The following is a 17,624-nucleotide window of genomic DNA, read 5'->3' as shown; positions in this document are numbered from 1 at the left end:
AACCATTTGCAATGGTGAACAATATGACCGATTTAACTGCGCAAGACGCTACTCTGCCGGCATGGCAAACTCGCGATCATCTCGACGATCCGGTTATTGGCGAACTGCGTAACCGTTTTGGGCCGGACGCTTTTACCGTTCAGGCGACCCGCACCGGGGTTCCGGTCGTTTGGGTGAAAAGAGAACAGTTGCTGGAGGTAGGGGAGTTTTTGAGAAAACTGCCCAAACCTTATTCCATGCTGTTTGATTTACACGGAATGGATGAAAGATTACGTACTCACCGCGAAGGGCTACCCGCCGCGGATTTTTCCGTTTTCTATCATCTGATTTCCGTTGAGCGTAACCGCGATATTATGCTGAAGGTTGCTCTATCCGAACAGGATTTAAATGTCGCAACCTTTACCAAATTATTTCCTAACGCCAATTGGTACGAGCGTGAAACCTGGGAAATGTTTGGCATTACGTTTACTGGTCACCCGCATTTGACGCGCATTTTGATGCCGCCGACCTGGGAAGGACATCCACTGCGAAAAGATTATCCGGCGCGCGCTACTGAGTTCGATCCCTTTACGCTAACCAAGCAGAAAGAAGATCTGGAAATGGAAGCGCTAACCTTCAAACCTGAAGAGTGGGGTATGCAGCGCGGTACCGAGAATGAGGACTTCATGTTCCTGAACCTCGGACCTAACCACCCCTCCGCGCACGGGGCATTTCGCATTATTCTTCAGCTTGACGGTGAAGAGATTGTCGACTGTGTACCTGATATCGGGTATCACCACCGCGGCGCTGAAAAAATGGGCGAACGCCAGTCCTGGCACAGCTACATTCCCTATACTGACCGCATCGAGTATCTGGGCGGCTGCGTTAATGAAATGCCTTATGTACTCGCAGTCGAGAAGCTGGCGGGCATTACGGTGCCCGATCGCGTTAATGTGATTCGCGTTATGCTCTCCGAGCTATTCCGCATTAACAGCCATTTGCTGTACATATCAACGTTCATTCAGGACGTTGGGGCGATGACGCCGGTATTCTTCGCATTTACCGATCGCCAAAAAGTGTATGACGTGGTGGAAGCGATTACCGGTTTCCGTATGCACCCGGCGTGGTTCCGCATTGGCGGCGTGGCGCACGATTTACCGCGCGGCTGGGATCGCCTGCTGCGCGACTTCCTTGACTGGATGCCGAAGCGCCTTGCCGAATATGAAAAAGCCGCGCTGCGCAATACTATCCTGAAAGGGCGCTCTCAGGGCGTTGCCGCGTATGGCGCAAAAGAAGCCCTGGAATGGGGAGCAACCGGGGCCGCGCTGCGTGCGACCGGTATTGATTTCGATGTTCGTAAAGCGCGTCCTTACTCCGGTTATGAGAACTTTGATTTTGAAGTTCCGGTCGGAGGGGGCGTTAGCGACTGCTATACCCGCCTGATGCTGAAAGTGGAAGAGCTGCGCCAAAGCCTGCGTATTCTTGAGCAGTGCTTGAAAAATATGCCGGAAGGCCCGTTTAAAGCCGATCATCCACTGACGACGCCGCCGCCGAAAGAGCGCACGCTACAGCATATTGAAACCCTGATTACTCACTTCCTGCAGGTTTCATGGGGGCCAGTCATGCCTGCCAATGAATCTTTCCAGATGGTTGAGGCAACTAAGGGTATTAACAGTTACTACCTGACCAGCGATGGCAGCACCATGAGCTACCGCACGCGTATTCGTACGCCGAGCTATGCGCATCTCCAGCAGATCCCGGCGGTCATTCGCGGTAGCCTGGTATCGGATCTCATCGTTTATCTGGGTAGTATCGATTTTGTTATGTCTGATGTGGATCGCTAACTATGCACGAGAATCAACAACCACAAACTGAGGCTTTTGAGCTGAGTGCGGCAGAGCGTGAAGCGATTGAGCACGAAAAACATCACTACGAGGATCCGCGCGCGGCCTCAATTGAAGCGCTGAAAATTGTTCAGAAGCAGCGTGGATGGGTGCCGGATGGGGCGATACACGCTATTGCCGACGTGCTGGGTATTCCCGCCAGCGATGTGGAAGGCGTTGCGACGTTCTATAGCCAAATTTTCCGCCAGCCGGTAGGGCGCCACGTTATTCGCTATTGCGATAGCGTAGTGTGTCATATTACCGGCTATCAGGGGATTCAGTCAGCGATTGAAAGTCACCTGAAAATTAAACCGGGACAAACGACGTTTGATGGCCGCTTTACCCTGCTGCCCACCTGCTGTTTAGGCAATTGCGACAAGGGGCCAACAATGATGATTGATGAAGATACGCATTGTCATCTTACCCCTGACGGCATCCCTGAACTTCTGGAGCAGTATAAATGAAGACCATTATTCGTACTGCCGAGACCCATCCGCTGACCTGGCGCCTGCGCGACGACGAGCAGCCTGTCTGGCTGGATGAATATCGCAGTAAAAACGGCTACGACGGCGCACAGAAAGCGCTGGGCGGTATGGCGCCGGATGAAATAGTGGCGCTGGTAAAAGATTCAGGCCTCAAGGGCCGCGGCGGCGCAGGATTTTCAACCGGTTTGAAATGGAGCCTGATGCCGAAAGACGAATCCATGAATATTCGCTACTTGCTGTGCAATGCGGATGAAATGGAGCCTGGCACCTATAAAGATCGCCTGTTGATGGAACAACAGCCGCATTTGCTAATTGAGGGCATGCTGATCGCGGCATTTGCTTTGAAGGCATATCGTGGTTACATCTTCCTGCGCGGTGAATACGTTGAAGCCGCTGCTAACCTGCGTCGCGCGATCGATGAGGCAACTCAAGCCGGGCTGCTGGGTAAAAACATTCTTGGCACCGGTTTTGATTTCGAGCTGTTCGTGCATACCGGCGCCGGGCGCTATATCTGCGGTGAAGAAACCGCATTGATTAACTCGCTGGAAGGGCGCCGCGCGAACCCGCGCTCTAAACCGCCATTCCCGGCCACCTCCGGCGCGTGGGGCAAACCCACCTGCGTGAACAACGTAGAAACGCTGTGCAACGTGCCCGCTATCCTGGCCAACGGCCTTGACTGGTACAAGGGATTATCCAACAGCGAAGACTGCGGTACTAAGCTAATGGGTTTCTCTGGCCGCGTGAAAAATCCGGGGCTATGGGAACTTCCGTTCGGTATTACCGCACGTGAAATTCTGGAAGACTATGCCGGCGGTATGCGCGATGGCCTGAAATTTAAGGCCTGGCAACCCGGGGGCGCAGGGACTGATTTTCTGACCGAAGCGCACCTCGATTTACCTATGGAATTCGGCAGCATCGGCAAAGCGGGCAGCCGTCTCGGTACGGCGCTGGCGATGGCGGTTGACCATGAAATTAATATGGTCTCGCTGGTGCGTAATCTGGAAGAATTTTTTGCGCGCGAATCTTGCGGCTGGTGTACGCCATGCCGCGATGGTCTGCCGTGGAGCGTGAAGATTCTGCGCGCTCTGGAGCGCGGTGAAGGGCAGCCTGGCGATATTGAAACGCTGGAGCAGCTTTGCCGCTTCCTCGGGCCGGGGAAAACGTTCTGCGCCCACGCGCCTGGCGCGGTGGAGCCGCTGCAAAGCGCAATTAAATACTTCCGCGATGAATTTGAAGCGGGTATTAAACAGGATTTCAATAACCTGCATACCATCGGTGGTATTCAGCCTAATTTGTTGAAATCGCGCTGGTAAATATTTTATCCCGTTCAGCGCGGTGTATTTTTCTGAACGGGAAGTGAAATTTTAAAATTAACGCCTGATAGATAACCTGATCATGCGGACTGAAACAGGATAGTTAGCGAGAGCGCAACCCGGGATTATATCCTGCAATGCGCGCAGAGCGGACACTGCACTCATTCTGTATCAGAACTAATAATTACGGTTATCGGGCTAACTGGAAGCATGCTGACTATGGCTACGATTCATGTAGACGGCAAAGAATATGAGGTAAACGGAGCAGACAACCTTCTGGAAGCGTGTCTCTCTCTGGGCCTTGATATTCCTTATTTTTGCTGGCACCCGGCGCTGGGCAGCGTTGGCGCCTGCCGCCAGTGTGCGGTGAAGCAATATCAGAACGCGGAAGATACGCGCGGCCGCCTGGTCATGTCGTGTATGACGCCGGCATCGGACGGAACCTTCATTTCGATTGATGATGAAGAGGCAAAACAGTTCCGTGAAAGCGTTGTGGAATGGTTAATGACTAACCACCCGCATGACTGTCCGGTATGCGAAGAGGGCGGTAACTGCCACCTGCAGGACATGACGGTAATGACGGGGCATCGTACCCGCCGCTATCGCTTTACTAAGCGCACCCACCGCAATCAGGATCTGGGACCGTTTATCTCCCACGAAATGAACCGCTGTATCGCATGCTATCGCTGCGTCCGCTATTACAAAGATTACGCCGACGGTACGGATTTGGGCGTATACGGCGCGCATGACAACGTGTATTTCGGGCGCCCGCAAGACGGTACGCTGGAAAGCGAATTCTCCGGGAACCTGGTGGAAATTTGCCCTACCGGCGTATTTACGGATAAGACGCACTCTGAGCGCTACAACCGTAAATGGGATATGCAGTTCGCGCCCAGCATCTGCCAGCAGTGCTCGGTGGGCTGTAACATCAGCCCGGGGGAACGCTATGGCGAACTTCGTCGCATTGAAAATCGCTACAATGGTACGGTTAACCACTACTTCCTGTGCGATCGCGGGCGTTTTGGCTACGGCTATGTCAACCTGAAAGACAGACCTCGCCAGCCGGTACAGCGTCGCGGCGACGACACCATTGTGCTCAACGCTGAGCAGGCGATGCAGGGCGCAGCGGATATTTTGCGTCAGTCTAAAAAGACCATCGGCATTGGCTCACCGCGCGCCAGCATTGAAAGCAACTTTGCGCTTCGTGAATTAGTCGGCGCAGAGAACTTCTATACCGGCGTTGCCGCCAGCGAACAGGCGCGCATTCAGTTGATGCTGCAGGTACTGCGCGACAGCGGCGTGCATACGCCCGCGCTGCGCGATATCGAATCTTACGATGCGGTACTCGTGCTGGGCGAAGATATCACCCAAACCGGCGCGCGCGTGGCTCTTGCCGTGCGTCAGGCGGTGAAGGGGAAAGCGCGTGAGATGGCGGAGGCGCAAAAAGTTGCCGACTGGCAGATTGCCGCCATCATGAATATTGGCCAGCGAGCAAAGTATCCGCTTTTCGTCACAAACGTTGATGATACGCGACTGGATGACGTTGCTGCATGGACGTATCGCGCGCCGGTAGACGATCAGGCGCGGCTTGGATTCGCTATCGCCCACGCGCTGGATAATAGTGCACCGGCGGTTGAAGGACTTTCCGATGAGCTGCAAACGAAAGTCGATATCATTGTGCAGGCGTTAGCCGGGGCGAAAAAACCGCTGGTGATTTCTGGCACTAATGCAGGAAGTGACGCGGTTATTCAGGCTGCGGCGAACGTCGCGAAAGCGCTAAAAGGTCGCGGCGCTGACGCTGGCATAACGCTAGTGGCGCGTGCGGTCAATAGCCTTGGGTTGGGCATGATTGGCGGCGGTTCGCTGGATGAAGCGCTTGAAGAACTTGAAAGCGGACGCGCGGATGCGGTGGTCGTTCTGGAAAACGATCTGCACCGTCACGCCAGCGCTTCACGCGTAAAAGCCGCTCTGGCGAAAGCGCCTCTGGTGATGGTCGTCGACCATCAGCGCACGGCGATTATGGACAACGCGCATCTGGTGCTCTCTGCGGCAAGCTTCGCTGAAAGCGATGGTACGGTGGTAAACAATGAAGGACGCGCCCAGCGCTTCTTCCAGGTCTACGATCCCGCCTATTACGACAGCCATACCGTGATGCTGGAAAGCTGGCGCTGGCTGCATGCGCTGCATGCGACCATTGAAAACCGGAGTATTGACTGGACTCAGCTCGATCACGTTATCGACGCCTGTATCGCGAAACTGCCGCAGCTTGCCGGTATTAAAGCCGCTGCACCCGACGCAAGTTTCCGCGTGCGCGGACAAAAACTGGCGCGTGAACCGCATCGCTATAGCGGACGTACCGCCATGCGCGCGAATATTAGCGTTCATGAGCCGCGTCAGCCGCAGGATAAAGACACCATGTTCGCCTTCTCGATGGAAGGGAATAACCAGCCTGACGCACCGCGTTCGCAGATCCCCTTTGCCTGGTCTCCGGGTTGGAACTCCCCGCAGGCGTGGAATAAATTCCAGGCTGAAGTGGGTGGGCCTCTACGCCACGGAGATCCGGGCGTTCGTCTGATTGAAGCCGGAACAGGCTCGCTGGGCTATTTTGCGCAGGTGCCGGAAAGCTTCCGAGCTCAGGAAGGTGAATGGCGAGTTGCGCCGTATTACCATCTGTTTGGCAGCGATGAGCTATCTCAGCGTGCGCCGGTGTTCCAGTCTCGTATGCCGCAGCCGTATATTTGCCTGAACTCGAGCGATGCCGCGAAGCTGGGCGTAAGTTCAGGAACGCTACTTTCGTTTACCTGTGAAGGTCAAACGCTCACGCTGCCGCTGCGACTTTCCGAGGGGCTTACCGCCGGTCAGGTTGGCCTGCCGATGGGGCTGCCAGGGATTGCGCCGGTATTGGCTGGTGCGCAACTTGAAAATCTAAGGGAGGCCGCGCAATGAGCTGGTTAACGCCGGATTTAATTGACATCCTGTTAAGCATTTTGAAAGCGGTCATCATCCTGCTGGTGGTTGTCACCTGTGGGGCGTTCATGAGTTTTGGTGAACGCCGCCTGCTAGGGCTGTTTCAAAACCGCTATGGACCTAATCGCGTAGGGTGGGGCGGTTCGCTCCAGCTTATGGCGGATATGATCAAAATGTTCTTTAAAGAGGACTGGATCCCGCCGTTTACCGATCGCGTCATTTTCACCCTGGCGCCGATGATAGCCTTTACTTCTTTGTTACTGGCTTTTGCTATCGTGCCGGTGAGCCCGACCTGGGTTGTTGCCGACCTGAATATTGGGATTCTGTTTTTCCTGATGCTGGCGGGGCTTGCCGTTTACGCCGTGCTGTTTGCGGGCTGGTCCAGTAATAACAAATACTCGCTGCTGGGCGCGATGCGCGCATCCGCTCAGACGCTGAGCTATGAAGTGTTTCTGGGGCTTTCGCTGATGGGCGTTGTCGCACAGGCCGGCTCATTCAATATGAGCGATATCGTCAATAATCAGGCGCATTTATGGAACGTGATACCGCAATTCTTTGGCTTTGTCACCTTTGCCATTGCCGGCGTCGCCGTATGTCACCGTCACCCGTTTGACCAGCCGGAGGCCGAGCAGGAACTGGCCGATGGTTACCACATTGAATATTCCGGGATGAAATTCGGCCTGTTCTTCGTGGGGGAATATATCGGTATCGTGACTATCTCAGCGCTTATCGTAACCCTGTTCTTTGGGGGATGGAACGGCCCGCTGCTGCCGCCGTTTATCTGGTTTGCGTTGAAGACGGCGTTCTTCATGATGATGTTTATTTTGATTCGTGCATCGCTGCCGCGTCCGCGCTATGACCAGGTTATGTCTTTCGGCTGGAAGATTTGCCTGCCGCTGACGCTGGCTAACCTGCTGGTGACTGCTGCGGTCATTCTCTGGCAGATGCCATAAGGGGTGAGAAAACCATGACGTTAAAAGAATTAGTGGTTGGTTTCGGCACCCAACTACGCAGTATTTGGATGATTGGACTGCACGCGTTCGCAAAACGCGAAACGCTGATGTATCCGGAAGAGCCGGTTTATCTGCCGCCGCGCTATCGTGGCCGCATTGTGCTGACGCGCGATCCGGACGGTGAAGAGCGCTGCGTGGCGTGTAACCTGTGTGCCGTAGCCTGTCCGGTCGGCTGTATTTCGCTGCAAAAAGCGGAAACTAAAGACGGCCGCTGGTATCCGGAGTTCTTCCGCATTAACTTTTCCCGCTGTATTTTTTGCGGGCTGTGCGAGGAAGCATGTCCGACGACGGCTATCCAGCTTACGCCTGATTTTGATCTGGGTGAATTTAAGCGCCAGGATTTGGTGTATGAAAAAGAAGACCTGCTAATCTCCGGCCCGGGTAAATATCCGGAATATAACTTTTACCGTATGGCGGGTATGGCTATCGATGGCAAAGATAAAGGCGAGGCCGAAAACGAGGCTAAACCTATCGATGTCAAAGGCCTGTTACCTTAAGGAGTCGGGAATGGAATTCGCTTTTTATATTTGCGCCCTTGTGGCCATCCTGACCACCTTACGGGTGATCACGCACACGAATCCGGTACATGCGCTGCTGTATCTGATTATTTCGCTGTTGGCGATATCCGGCGTCTTTTTCTCGCTGGGTGCATACTTTGCCGGCGCGCTGGAAATTATCGTTTATGCTGGCGCAATTATGGTGCTGTTCGTGTTTGTGGTGATGATGCTGAATCTGGGGCACACCGTCGAAGAACAGGAAAAAGCGTGGCTTAAGCCGCAGCTTTGGGTAGGGCCTGGCGTGCTATCCGCTGTTCTGCTGGCCGTGATGGTGTATGCGATCGCTGGTTTAAACGACCAGGGAATTGACGGCAACACGATCGGCGCTAAACAGGTTGGTATCACGCTGTTTGGGCCTTATGTTCTGGCCGTTGAGCTGGCGTCAATGCTGCTGCTGGCCGGGCTGGTCGTTGCCTTCCACATTGGTCGTGAAGACCGGGTAGGGGAAGTCTTAAGCAACCGGGCCAGCGATAGCGCGAAGAGAAAAACGGAGGAGCACGCATGATCCCTCTTCAACATGGACTCATCCTCGCTGCGGTGCTGTTTGTGCTCGGACTTACCGGCCTGGTTATCCGTCGCAACCTGCTTTTTATGCTAATTAGCCTGGAAATTATGATTAATTCTGCGGCGCTGGCGTTTGTGGTGGCGGGAAGTTATTGGGGGCAGACGGACGGGCAGGTCATGTATATCCTGGCTATTAGCCTTGCCGCTGCGGAGGCCAGTATCGGTCTGGCGCTGCTGCTGCAGCTCCATCGTCGTCGCCAGAATCTGAATATCGATTCAGTAAGTGAGATGCGCGGATGAATCTGCTTTGGTTAACTATTTTATTGCCGCTGATTGGCTATCTGCTGCTCGCGTTTTCCCGTGGGCGCTGGTCGGAAAATCTGTCTGCTACCGTGGGCATTGGCTCAGTGGGGCTGGCGGCATTGGTTGCCGCCTGGGCGGGCGTTGACTTCTTTAACCACGGCCAACAGGCGTTTACGCTACCCCTGTGGACCTGGATGTCGGTCGGGAATTTCAATATTGGGTTTAACCTGGTGTTGGACGGTCTGTCTCTGACTATGCTGTGCGTAGTAACCGGGGTCGGCTTCCTTATCCATATGTTCGCCTCCTGGTACATGCGCGGTGAGGAAGGCTATTCGCGCTTTTTCGCCTATACCAACCTGTTTATCGCCAGCATGGTGATTTTGGTACTGGCGGATAACCTGCTGATGATGTATCTCGGCTGGGAAGGGGTAGGGCTGTGTTCTTACCTGCTGATTGGTTTTTATTATACCGATCCGAAGAATAACGCCGCGGCGATGAAGGCTTTCGTTGTGACCCGCGTAGGGGACGTTTTTCTCGCGTTCGCGCTGTTTATTCTTTACAACGAACTGGGTACGCTGAATTTCCGTGAAATGGTTGAACTGGCGCCGCAGCATTTCGCCAACGGCAGCACCATGCTGCAATGGGCGACGCTGATGCTGCTGGGCGGTGCGGTAGGTAAGTCTGCCCAGTTGCCTCTGCAAACCTGGCTTGCGGACGCGATGGCTGGCCCAACTCCGGTGTCTGCGCTTATCCACGCGGCAACGATGGTTACCGCAGGCGTTTATTTAATTGCCCGCACGCACGGCCTGTTCCTGATGACGCCGGAGGTGCTGCATCTGGTAGGGATCGTGGGGGCCGTTACGCTGGTGATGGCGGGTTTTGCCGCGCTGGTGCAGACCGACATTAAACGCGTGCTGGCCTACTCGACCATGAGCCAGATAGGCTATATGTTCCTTGCCCTGGGCGTTCAGGCCTGGGATGCGGCTATCTTCCATTTAATGACGCACGCGTTCTTTAAAGCGCTGCTGTTCTTAGGTTCCGGCTCGGTAATCCTGGCCTGCCACCATGAGCAGAATATCTTTAAGATGGGCGGGCTGCGTAAGTCGATTCCCTTGGTGTACGCCTGTTTCCTGGTGGGGGGCGCCGCGCTGTCCGCGCTGCCTCTGCTGACTGCGGGCTTCTTCAGTAAAGATGAAATCCTTGCTGGGGCTATGGCAAACGGACATATCAACCTGATGGTTGCAGGGCTGGTCGGTGCGTTTATGACCTCGCTGTATACATTCCGTATGATTTTCATTGTGTTCCACGGCGAAGAGAAAATTAAAGCTCACGCAGGTAAAGGGATCACTCATCATCTGCCGCTGCTGATTTTGCTGGTGCTGTCGACCTTTATCGGGGCGCTGATTGTGCCGCCGCTGCAGGGCGTATTGCCTGCGACCACAGAATTGGCACACGGCCAGGTGATGACGCTTGAAATCGCCTCCGGCGTTATCGCCGTAGCGGGGATTTTGCTGGCAGCCTGCCTGTGGCTTGGCAAACGTCGGCTGGTGAATGCCGTGGCGAACAGCGCGCCGGGTCGTTTCCTGAGCACCTGGTGGTTCCATGCATGGGGCTTTGACTGGCTGTACGACAAAGTCTTTATTAAGCCGTTCCTGGGTATTGCCTGGCTGCTGAAGTCAGATCCATTGAATCAGTTGATGAACTTACCGGCGCTGCTCTCGCGTACCGCGGGGCGCGGATTGCTGCTAAGTGAAAACGGCTATGTACGCTGGTATGTAGCATCCATGAGTATCGGCGCCGTTGTTGTGCTGGCGCTGCTCATGATATTGCGCTGAGTTGTGAAAGAATCAGAGTGAATTTTCTTTGGTGAGAATTCGTTGAAAATCAGGTCCTGAAACCGGGCGTCATCGGCGGCGTCAGAAAAGACGCTGCCAGACTTTACGCCGTCGTCATGAATATACGGCGCGTACAGGCGGAAGATACCGGGGCGCCCGGGCAGGACTTTAATAAGGAATAGAGATTGCCATGTTATTACCCTGGCTGATATTGATTCCCTTCATTGGCGGCTTTCTGTGCTGGCAAACGGAGCGCTTCGGCGTCCGCGTGCCGCGTTGGATAGCGCTGATTACAATGGGGTTGACGCTGGCGCTGTCGCTACAGCTTTGGCTGCAAGGCGGCTACTCTTTGACGCAATCCAGCGGATTACCGCAGTGGCAGTCAGAATTCCTGATGCCGTGGATCCCGCGTTTCGGCATTAATATTCATCTGGCGCTGGACGGATTATCGCTGCTAATGGTAGTGCTGACCGCGCTGCTAGGCGTGCTGGCGGTACTGTGCTCCTGGCGTGAAATCGAGAAATATCAGGGCTTCTTCCACCTGAATCTGATGTGGATTTTGGGCGGTGTTATCGGTGTGTTCCTTGCAATCGATATGTTCCTGTTCTTCTTCTTCTGGGAAATGATGCTGGTGCCGATGTACTTCCTGATAGCGCTCTGGGGACACAAAGCCTCGGATGGACAAACGCGTATCACGGCGGCGACCAAATTCTTTATCTATACCCAGGCGAGCGGTCTGGTGATGCTGATTGCGATTTTGGCGCTGGCGTTTGTGCACTATAACGCGACCGGCGTCTGGACCTTCAGCTATGAGCAATTGCTGCACACGCCGATGTCCCATAACGTGGAATATCTGCTGATGCTGGGCTTTTTCCTCGCGTTTGCGGTCAAGATGCCGGTGGTGCCGCTGCACGGCTGGCTGCCGGACGCGCACTCGCAGGCGCCTACCGCAGGTTCTGTCGACCTGGCGGGCATTTTGCTGAAAACGGCGGCTTATGGCCTGCTGCGCTTCTCGCTGCCTCTGTTCCCTAACGCGTCAGCCGAGTTTGCGCCGATTGCGATGTGGCTCGGGATTATCGGTATTTTCTACGGCGCGTGGATGGCGTTTTCACAGACGGATATCAAGCGTCTTATCGCTTATACCTCCGTTTCCCATATGGGCTTTGTGATGATTGCGATTTATTCCGGCAATCAGCTTGCCTACCAGGGTGCGGTGATTCAGATGATCGCGCACGGCCTCTCTGCGGCGGGTCTGTTTATTCTTTGCGGTCAGCTCTACGAGCGCCTGCACACTCGCGATATGCGTCAAATGGGTGGGCTGTGGAACAAAATCAAATGGCTGCCCGCGCTGTCTATGTTCTTCGCCGTTGCAACGCTTGGGATGCCGGGAACCGGTAACTTCGTCGGCGAGTTTATGATTCTGTTCGGCAGTTACTCAGTGGTGCCAACAATTGTAGTGATCGCTACCTTTGGCTTGGTTTTCGCATCGGTTTACTCCCTGGCGATGCTGCACCGCGCCTACTTCGGCCAACCGAAGAGTGACATTGTGAAGCAAACGCTGCCGGGAATGTCGCTGCGGGAGCTGTTTATTATTCTATTGCTGGTGGTATTGCTGGTGCTGCTCGGGATCTTCCCGCAGCCGATTCTGGATACCTCGCACGCTGCAATGAGCAATATTCAGCAGTGGTTTACCAGTTCAATTTCAACTACAAGGCCGTAATTCGCCATGACAATAACTCCACAACAACTGATCGCGCTACTGCCGCTGTTGATCGTCGGATTGACGGTGGTCGTTGTGATGCTCTCCATTGCGTGGCGACGCAACCATTTTCTTAGCGCCACGCTGTCAGTGATTGGGTTAAACGCCGCGCTGGTGTCTCTCTGGTTTGTTGGCCAGAACGGCGCGATAGACGTTACCCCGCTCATGCGCGTGGATGGTTACGCAATGCTTTATACCGGGCTGGTGCTGTTAGCGAGCCTGGCGACCTGCACTTTCGCTTACCCCTGGCTGCAGGGATACACCGACAATAAAGAAGAGTTTTATCTGCTGGTGCTGATTGCTGCGATGGGCGGGATTTTACTGGCCGACGCGAATCATTTGGCTTCGCTGTTCCTCGGTATTGAACTTATCTCGCTGCCGCTGTTTGGGCTGGTGGGCTATGCGTTCCGCCAGAAACGTTCGCTGGAAGCCAGTATTAAATATACGCTGCTTTCCGCCGCGGCCTCTTCTTTCCTGCTGTTTGGTATGGCTCTGGTATACGCTGATACCGGCAATCTGTCCTTTATTGCGCTGGGCAAAGGGCTGGGTGATAACATGCTGCACGAGCCGCTGCTATTAGCAGGGCTGGGAATGATGATTGTAGGGCTTGGATTTAAGCTGTCGCTGGTGCCGTTCCATCTGTGGACGCCGGACGTGTATCAGGGCGCTCCTGCGCCGGTGTCAACCTTCCTGGCAACTGCCAGTAAAATCGCTATTTTTGGCGTAGTGATGCGTTTGTTTCTGTACGCGCCGGTAGGGGATAGCGAGGCGGTGCGCGTAGTGCTGGGGATTATCGCCTTTGCGTCGATAATCTTTGGTAACCTGATGGCACTGAGCCAAAGCAACATTAAGCGTCTGCTGGGGTTCTCTTCTGTATCACACCTTGGTTACCTGCTAGTCGCGCTGATTGCGCTGAAAAGCGGTGAAATGTCGATGGAAACCGTGGGTGTTTACCTGGCCGGTTACCTGTTCAGCAGCCTGGGCGCTTTCGGCGTCGTCAGCCTGATGTCCAGCCCGTATCGCGGCCCGGATGCGGACTCACTGTTTTCTTACCGTGGACTGTTCTGGCACCGGCCCGTGCTGGCTGCGGTGATGACGGTGGTAATGCTCTCGCTGGCAGGTATTCCGATGACGCTGGGCTTTATCGGGAAATTCTATGTGCTGGCGGTAGGCGTTGAGACACATCTGTGGTGGCTGACCGGTGCCGTAGTGGTAGGTTCCGCCATCGGGCTCTATTACTATCTGCGCGTGGCGGTAAGCCTTTATTTGAACGCGCCGCAGCAGATGAATCGCGATGCGCCTGCTAACTGGGCGTACAGCGCTGGCGGTATTGTTGTGCTGATTTCCGCGCTGCTGGTACTGGTGCTGGGCGTATGGCCTCAGCCGCTGATTGACCTGGTGCAATTAGCTCAGCCGTTAATGTAGTGGCGCTGTGCCTTAGATAAGAAACTTAAAAGGAGAAACCCCGGTTTCTCCTTTTTTACGTCAGACTGCTGACTGCTGACTGCTGACTGCTGACTGCTGACTGCTGACTGCTGACTGCTGACTGCTAACTTCATACCTCTGGTCGGGCATAAACGTAAATGAGCTCTAGGCTCACTGGGATCTTTTATCGGTTCCACCTTTGCCCTGATCGCTTCCTTAATTGATTACCTTCATTTCACCAATCAGCGCCGCCACCGGAGTGCAATGGCCGGCGTGTGCGGATAAAATAATGATACCGATTTTTATTGCTACCTTTAAACCAGCCGCCGTTTTGGCACCGCCTTATAGCCCTATACGCATTCCATCATGAGCCTGTAAGGTATTGGGAAAAATCGACCGACATTCTGCCAGCAATCGGGCGGCACCCGCTGCGTCATAGCGAGAGCTAATGTGGGTTGCGATTAACTGGCCCACTGTAGCGTCGCTGGCGAGCTGCGCCGCCTGCACGCTGGTGGAGTGACCGCGCGCGTTGGCCTTAACCATCATTGCTGCCTCAAGGGTGGTTTCATGAACCAGAATATCTGCGCTTTGCGCCAGCCCCAGCGCAGCGGTGCAGGGCGCCGTATCGCCTAAAATGGCCAGTTTTTTACCCGGGCGGGGAGGGCCAAGATAATCGGCGCCGTTAAGGAGCCTGCCGTCATCAAGACGCACGCACTCTTTCTGCTTCAGGCGTTGAAACAGCGGCCCGGGTTTTATGCCTTCCTGTACCAGCCGCCTGGCATCCAGCGTGCCGGCGACATGCTGGTTAATACGCCACCCGTAGCAGGTTAATGGGTGTGCCAGCGCCGCGGCGCTGACGCTATAGCCGCCGTCGTCAAATAGCTCTCCGTCGGAATCCACTTCAATGATGTCCAGCGGGTAATCAGTCCACGAGCCGCTTAACCGGAGCGTTAGCGTAATAAATTCCCGCAGCCCGGGCGGCCCGTAAACCGTCAGCGGTGCGGCAATGCCCGACATAGAGCGCGAACACAATAAACCGGGTAGCCCAAAAAGATGGTCGCCATGCAGGTGTGAGATAAAAATCTTTTCGATTTTTGCGGGGTTAAGCGATGTGGCGAGCATCTGATGCTGAGTGCCTTCACCGCAGTCGAACAGCCAGATAGCGGCGGAGGGAGTGTCCATGAATACCGCCAGTGCAGAGACATTTCTGGCGCGCGTAGGCACCCCTGCCGATGTGCCCAGAAAACAGAGTTCTCGCATGAGCGCGCTCCTGTGAATGGGATGAATTCGAATGAGGTTGCGACAGACGATATGCTTGTCAAACCCCGTTACCTCACTTTATCCTGGTGGCACTATCTGCAAAAGGAACGCTCATGATTCAATGGCAAACTATCCCGGCGTCACGCCTGTCCGCCCGGCAATTGTATGCGCTATTACGTTTACGCTGTGAAGTATTTATCGTCGAGCAAAACTGTGTTTATCAGGATATTGACGGCAGGGATCTTGACGCTGAAACGCTGCACGTTCTCGGCTGGGGTGGGGATGAATTAGTCTCCTGCGCGCGCATAATGCCGCAAAGCCAGCGCGTAGTCATCGGGCGCGTGATTGTCGCCGTTACGCAGCGCGGTGCCGGCGTGGGGCAGCAGCTTATGGCGCGGGCGCTGGCGGAATGTGGGGCACGCTGGCCGGGGCGGCCGGTTTATCTTAGCGCGCAGGCCCATTTGCAAAACTTCTATCAGCGGCTGGGATTTCAGCCGGTTACAGAGGTTTATGACGAAGACGGTATTGCGCATCTTGGGATGCAAATCGAGGGCGGCCAGGCAAATTTTGCGCAGGTTGACTATAGTCAGTGAAGACATCGACCCAAATGGAGAATGTGATATGAGTTATAACCCGGATGAAAGTCGCTATACGTTGGATGACGATTTAACGCTGCTCAGCGATACACTGAATGAGGTCCTGCGATCGTCGGGCGATCCGGCGGATGAGAAATACATTGAGCTAAAAACGCGGGCCGAACAGGCATTGCACGATGTGAAAAAACGCGTAAGCAACGCCTCTGACAGCTACTACTATCGTACTAAGCAGGCTGTCTATCGCGCTGATGATTATGTGCGTGAAAAACCCTGGCAGGGCGTTGGAATAGGTGCCGCCGCGGGGCTGGTATTGGGCCTGCTGTTATCGCGCCGCTAAACAAAAACGCCTCATATTTGGGGCGTTGTGCTGTTACCCCGTGAGCGGGTTTTTTTTTTGCCCCGCAGACCACGTATACTGCGTGGCTTTGCGGGGGAAGTGTAAATATGGCGGATTCTCTGATTGATGGTCTGGCAGCGTTGCGACGGTTATTGCGTGAAGCTCCCCCCTTGCAGTCGGGGCTAACGCAATTACACATAACGCTACCCGTCCGGCATGACCACACTATACTCCCCTGGCTCGCCTCGCAGCAGATTTGGCCGCAGTTTTACTGGCAACAGCGCGACGCTCGCGATGAAATTATGGCCCTTGGTGCCTGTCAGACTTTCGGCTCAATGGCACAGGCAACGCGGTTTCAGCGGCACTATCCTCAGGCGGTCATCTGCGGCCTGAATGCGTTTGATGCTGCGTCCGGGCAGCTTTTTTTGCCCCGGTTGCTCTGGCACCGTACCCGGCAAGGTATTTCGCTGACGCTGAATATCCTGGCTTCGCAGCAAAACGCGCCGGGCGCGGATACGCTAGCGTTTCTGGAAAGCTTGCATCACGGTCAACCCCTGCGAAAGTTTAACGCTCACATTCGCGCTGAAACCCAGCTCCCTGAGCGCCCGGACTGGACGTCGCTTATCCAGCGCGCCACTGAGGCCATTGGTCGCGGTGAGATGGCGAAAGTGGTGCTCGCTCGCGCCAGCGATATTCTGTGTGAAGATGCGCCGCTTCCGACGGCGCTGCTGGAGGCCAGCCGACGCGTTAACGCGGGCTGCTATCATTTCCTTATGGCGTTTGATGCGCACTCTGCGTTTCTGGGGTCTTCGCCTGAATGTTTATGGCGGCGGGAAGGGCGCGCGCTCTACACGGAGGCGCTGGCAGGAACGGTCGCCGCAGGCGTAAACGATGAGGAAGCGCGCCGATTCGGTGACTGGCTGCTGCAGGATGAAAAAAACCGGCGTGAGAATCATCTGGTGGTGGAGGATATTTGCCAGCGCCTGCAGGGTGAGGCAGACGCTATTCGCGTTGCGGCGCCTGAAATCCTTCGCTTACGGAATGTTCAGCATTTACGCTGCGCTATTGAGGCGATATTGCATCAGCCGGATGATTTAATCTGCCAGCGCCGGCTCCAGCCCACGGCGGCGGTCGCCGGCTTGCCGCGCGATACGGCGCGCGCGTTCATCAAACGCTATGAGCCATTTGAACGCGAGTGGTACGCCGGCTCGTGCGGTTGGTTTAGCGCTGAACGCGCGGAATTTTGCGTTAGCCTGCGCTCTGCCAGCGTGTGCGATAATCGGGTGCGATTGTATGCCGGCGCTGGCATTGTCGCCGGCTCGCAGCCGGACCAGGAGTGGCAGGAAATTGATAATAAAGTGGACGGTTTACGTTCGCTTTTCTTCGGCGATGCCGTGTGAGCGCCCTG

Annotated in this window: 15 protein-coding genes; 14 read left to right on the top strand and 1 reads right to left on the bottom strand. The window is 55.1% G+C overall.

Annotated elements, in window-relative coordinates; all coding sequences use genetic code 11:
* Window positions 1-11: 11 nt before the first annotated feature.
* From nuoC to nuoN, 11 genes are all read left to right on the top strand, one after another.
* Window positions 12-1,823, top strand: a complete 1,812-nt coding sequence (gene nuoC, locus SFA31_RS17480; protein ID WP_322839132.1) for an NADH-quinone oxidoreductase subunit C/D — start codon at window positions 12-14, stop codon at window positions 1,821-1,823.
* A 2-nt stretch (window positions 1,824-1,825) separates the two neighbouring features.
* Entirely contained in the window at window positions 1,826-2,326 is a 501-nt protein-coding gene (nuoE, locus tag SFA31_RS17475; protein WP_322839131.1) for an NADH-quinone oxidoreductase subunit NuoE, read from the top strand.
* Complete coding sequence (gene nuoF / locus SFA31_RS17470; protein ID WP_322839130.1) at window positions 2,323-3,660, top strand: NADH-quinone oxidoreductase subunit NuoF; 1,338 nt, start codon at window positions 2,323-2,325, stop codon at window positions 3,658-3,660. The genes nuoE and nuoF overlap by 4 nt, the downstream gene beginning before the upstream one ends.
* Before the next feature lie 219 nt (window positions 3,661-3,879).
* The gene (nuoG, locus tag SFA31_RS17465; RefSeq protein ID WP_322839129.1) at window positions 3,880-6,606 is read left to right on the top strand and encodes an NADH-quinone oxidoreductase subunit NuoG; all 2,727 of its coding nucleotides are present in this window, start codon (window positions 3,880-3,882) and stop codon (window positions 6,604-6,606) included.
* Complete coding sequence (nuoH, locus tag SFA31_RS17460; protein WP_322839128.1) at window positions 6,603-7,580, top strand: NADH-quinone oxidoreductase subunit NuoH; 978 nt, start codon at window positions 6,603-6,605, stop codon at window positions 7,578-7,580. The genes nuoG and nuoH overlap by 4 nt, the downstream gene beginning before the upstream one ends.
* Window positions 7,581-7,594: 14 nt before the next feature.
* Window positions 7,595-8,137 carry an NADH-quinone oxidoreductase subunit NuoI gene (gene nuoI / locus SFA31_RS17455; RefSeq protein ID WP_322839127.1) on the top strand — a complete coding sequence of 181 codons (543 nt, stop codon included), beginning with the start codon at window positions 7,595-7,597 and terminating at the stop codon, window positions 8,135-8,137.
* Window positions 8,138-8,147: 10 nt separating this feature from the next.
* Window positions 8,148-8,702 (top strand): NADH-quinone oxidoreductase subunit J, encoded by a 555-nt coding sequence (gene nuoJ, locus SFA31_RS17450; RefSeq protein WP_322839126.1) that lies wholly within the window; start codon window positions 8,148-8,150, stop codon window positions 8,700-8,702.
* Window positions 8,699-9,001, top strand: coding sequence for an NADH-quinone oxidoreductase subunit NuoK (gene nuoK, locus SFA31_RS17445; protein WP_322839125.1), 303 nt, complete (start codon window positions 8,699-8,701; stop codon window positions 8,999-9,001). The genes nuoJ and nuoK overlap by 4 nt, the downstream gene beginning before the upstream one ends.
* A complete protein-coding gene (gene nuoL, locus SFA31_RS17440) occupies window positions 8,998-10,839 on the top strand; it encodes an NADH-quinone oxidoreductase subunit L (RefSeq protein ID WP_322839124.1) in 1,842 nt (613 codons plus the stop codon). The genes nuoK and nuoL overlap by 4 nt, the downstream gene beginning before the upstream one ends.
* Before the next feature lie 190 nt (window positions 10,840-11,029).
* Window positions 11,030-12,559, top strand: coding sequence for an NADH-quinone oxidoreductase subunit M (gene nuoM / locus SFA31_RS17435; protein WP_322839123.1), 1,530 nt, complete (start codon window positions 11,030-11,032; stop codon window positions 12,557-12,559).
* Between the two features lie 6 nt (window positions 12,560-12,565).
* Entirely contained in the window at window positions 12,566-14,023 is a 1,458-nt protein-coding gene (gene nuoN, locus SFA31_RS17430) for an NADH-quinone oxidoreductase subunit NuoN (protein WP_322839122.1), read from the top strand.
* A gap of 342 nt (window positions 14,024-14,365) precedes the next feature.
* Here the strand turns inward: nuoN and rnz are convergent, their stop codons facing one another.
* On the bottom strand, window positions 14,366-15,283 hold the full coding sequence (rnz, locus tag SFA31_RS17425; RefSeq protein WP_322839121.1) for a ribonuclease Z: 918 nt from the start codon (window positions 15,281-15,283) through the stop codon (window positions 14,366-14,368).
* Between the two features lie 113 nt (window positions 15,284-15,396).
* Here rnz and SFA31_RS17420 point away from each other — a divergent pair, with 113 nt between their 5' ends.
* The 3 genes from SFA31_RS17420 to menF all read left to right on the top strand — a co-directional run bounded on the left by SFA31_RS17420 (window position 15,397) and on the right by menF (window position 17,616).
* Window positions 15,397-15,876 (top strand): GNAT family N-acetyltransferase, encoded by a 480-nt coding sequence (locus tag SFA31_RS17420; RefSeq protein ID WP_322839120.1) that lies wholly within the window; start codon window positions 15,397-15,399, stop codon window positions 15,874-15,876.
* Between the two features lie 28 nt (window positions 15,877-15,904).
* Window positions 15,905-16,216, top strand: a complete 312-nt coding sequence (elaB, locus tag SFA31_RS17415) for a stress response protein ElaB (protein ID WP_322839119.1) — start codon at window positions 15,905-15,907, stop codon at window positions 16,214-16,216.
* Between the two features lie 107 nt (window positions 16,217-16,323).
* Window positions 16,324-17,616 (top strand): isochorismate synthase MenF, encoded by a 1,293-nt coding sequence (gene menF, locus SFA31_RS17410; RefSeq protein ID WP_322839118.1) that lies wholly within the window; start codon window positions 16,324-16,326, stop codon window positions 17,614-17,616.
* Window positions 17,617-17,624 lie beyond the last annotated feature (8 nt).

Source organism: Erwinia sp. HR93 (assembly GCF_034555055.1).
Classification (GTDB): domain Bacteria; phylum Pseudomonadota; class Gammaproteobacteria; order Enterobacterales; family Enterobacteriaceae; genus Apirhabdus; species Apirhabdus apintestini.
This window is presented reverse-complemented; position numbering and strand designations above follow the sequence as displayed.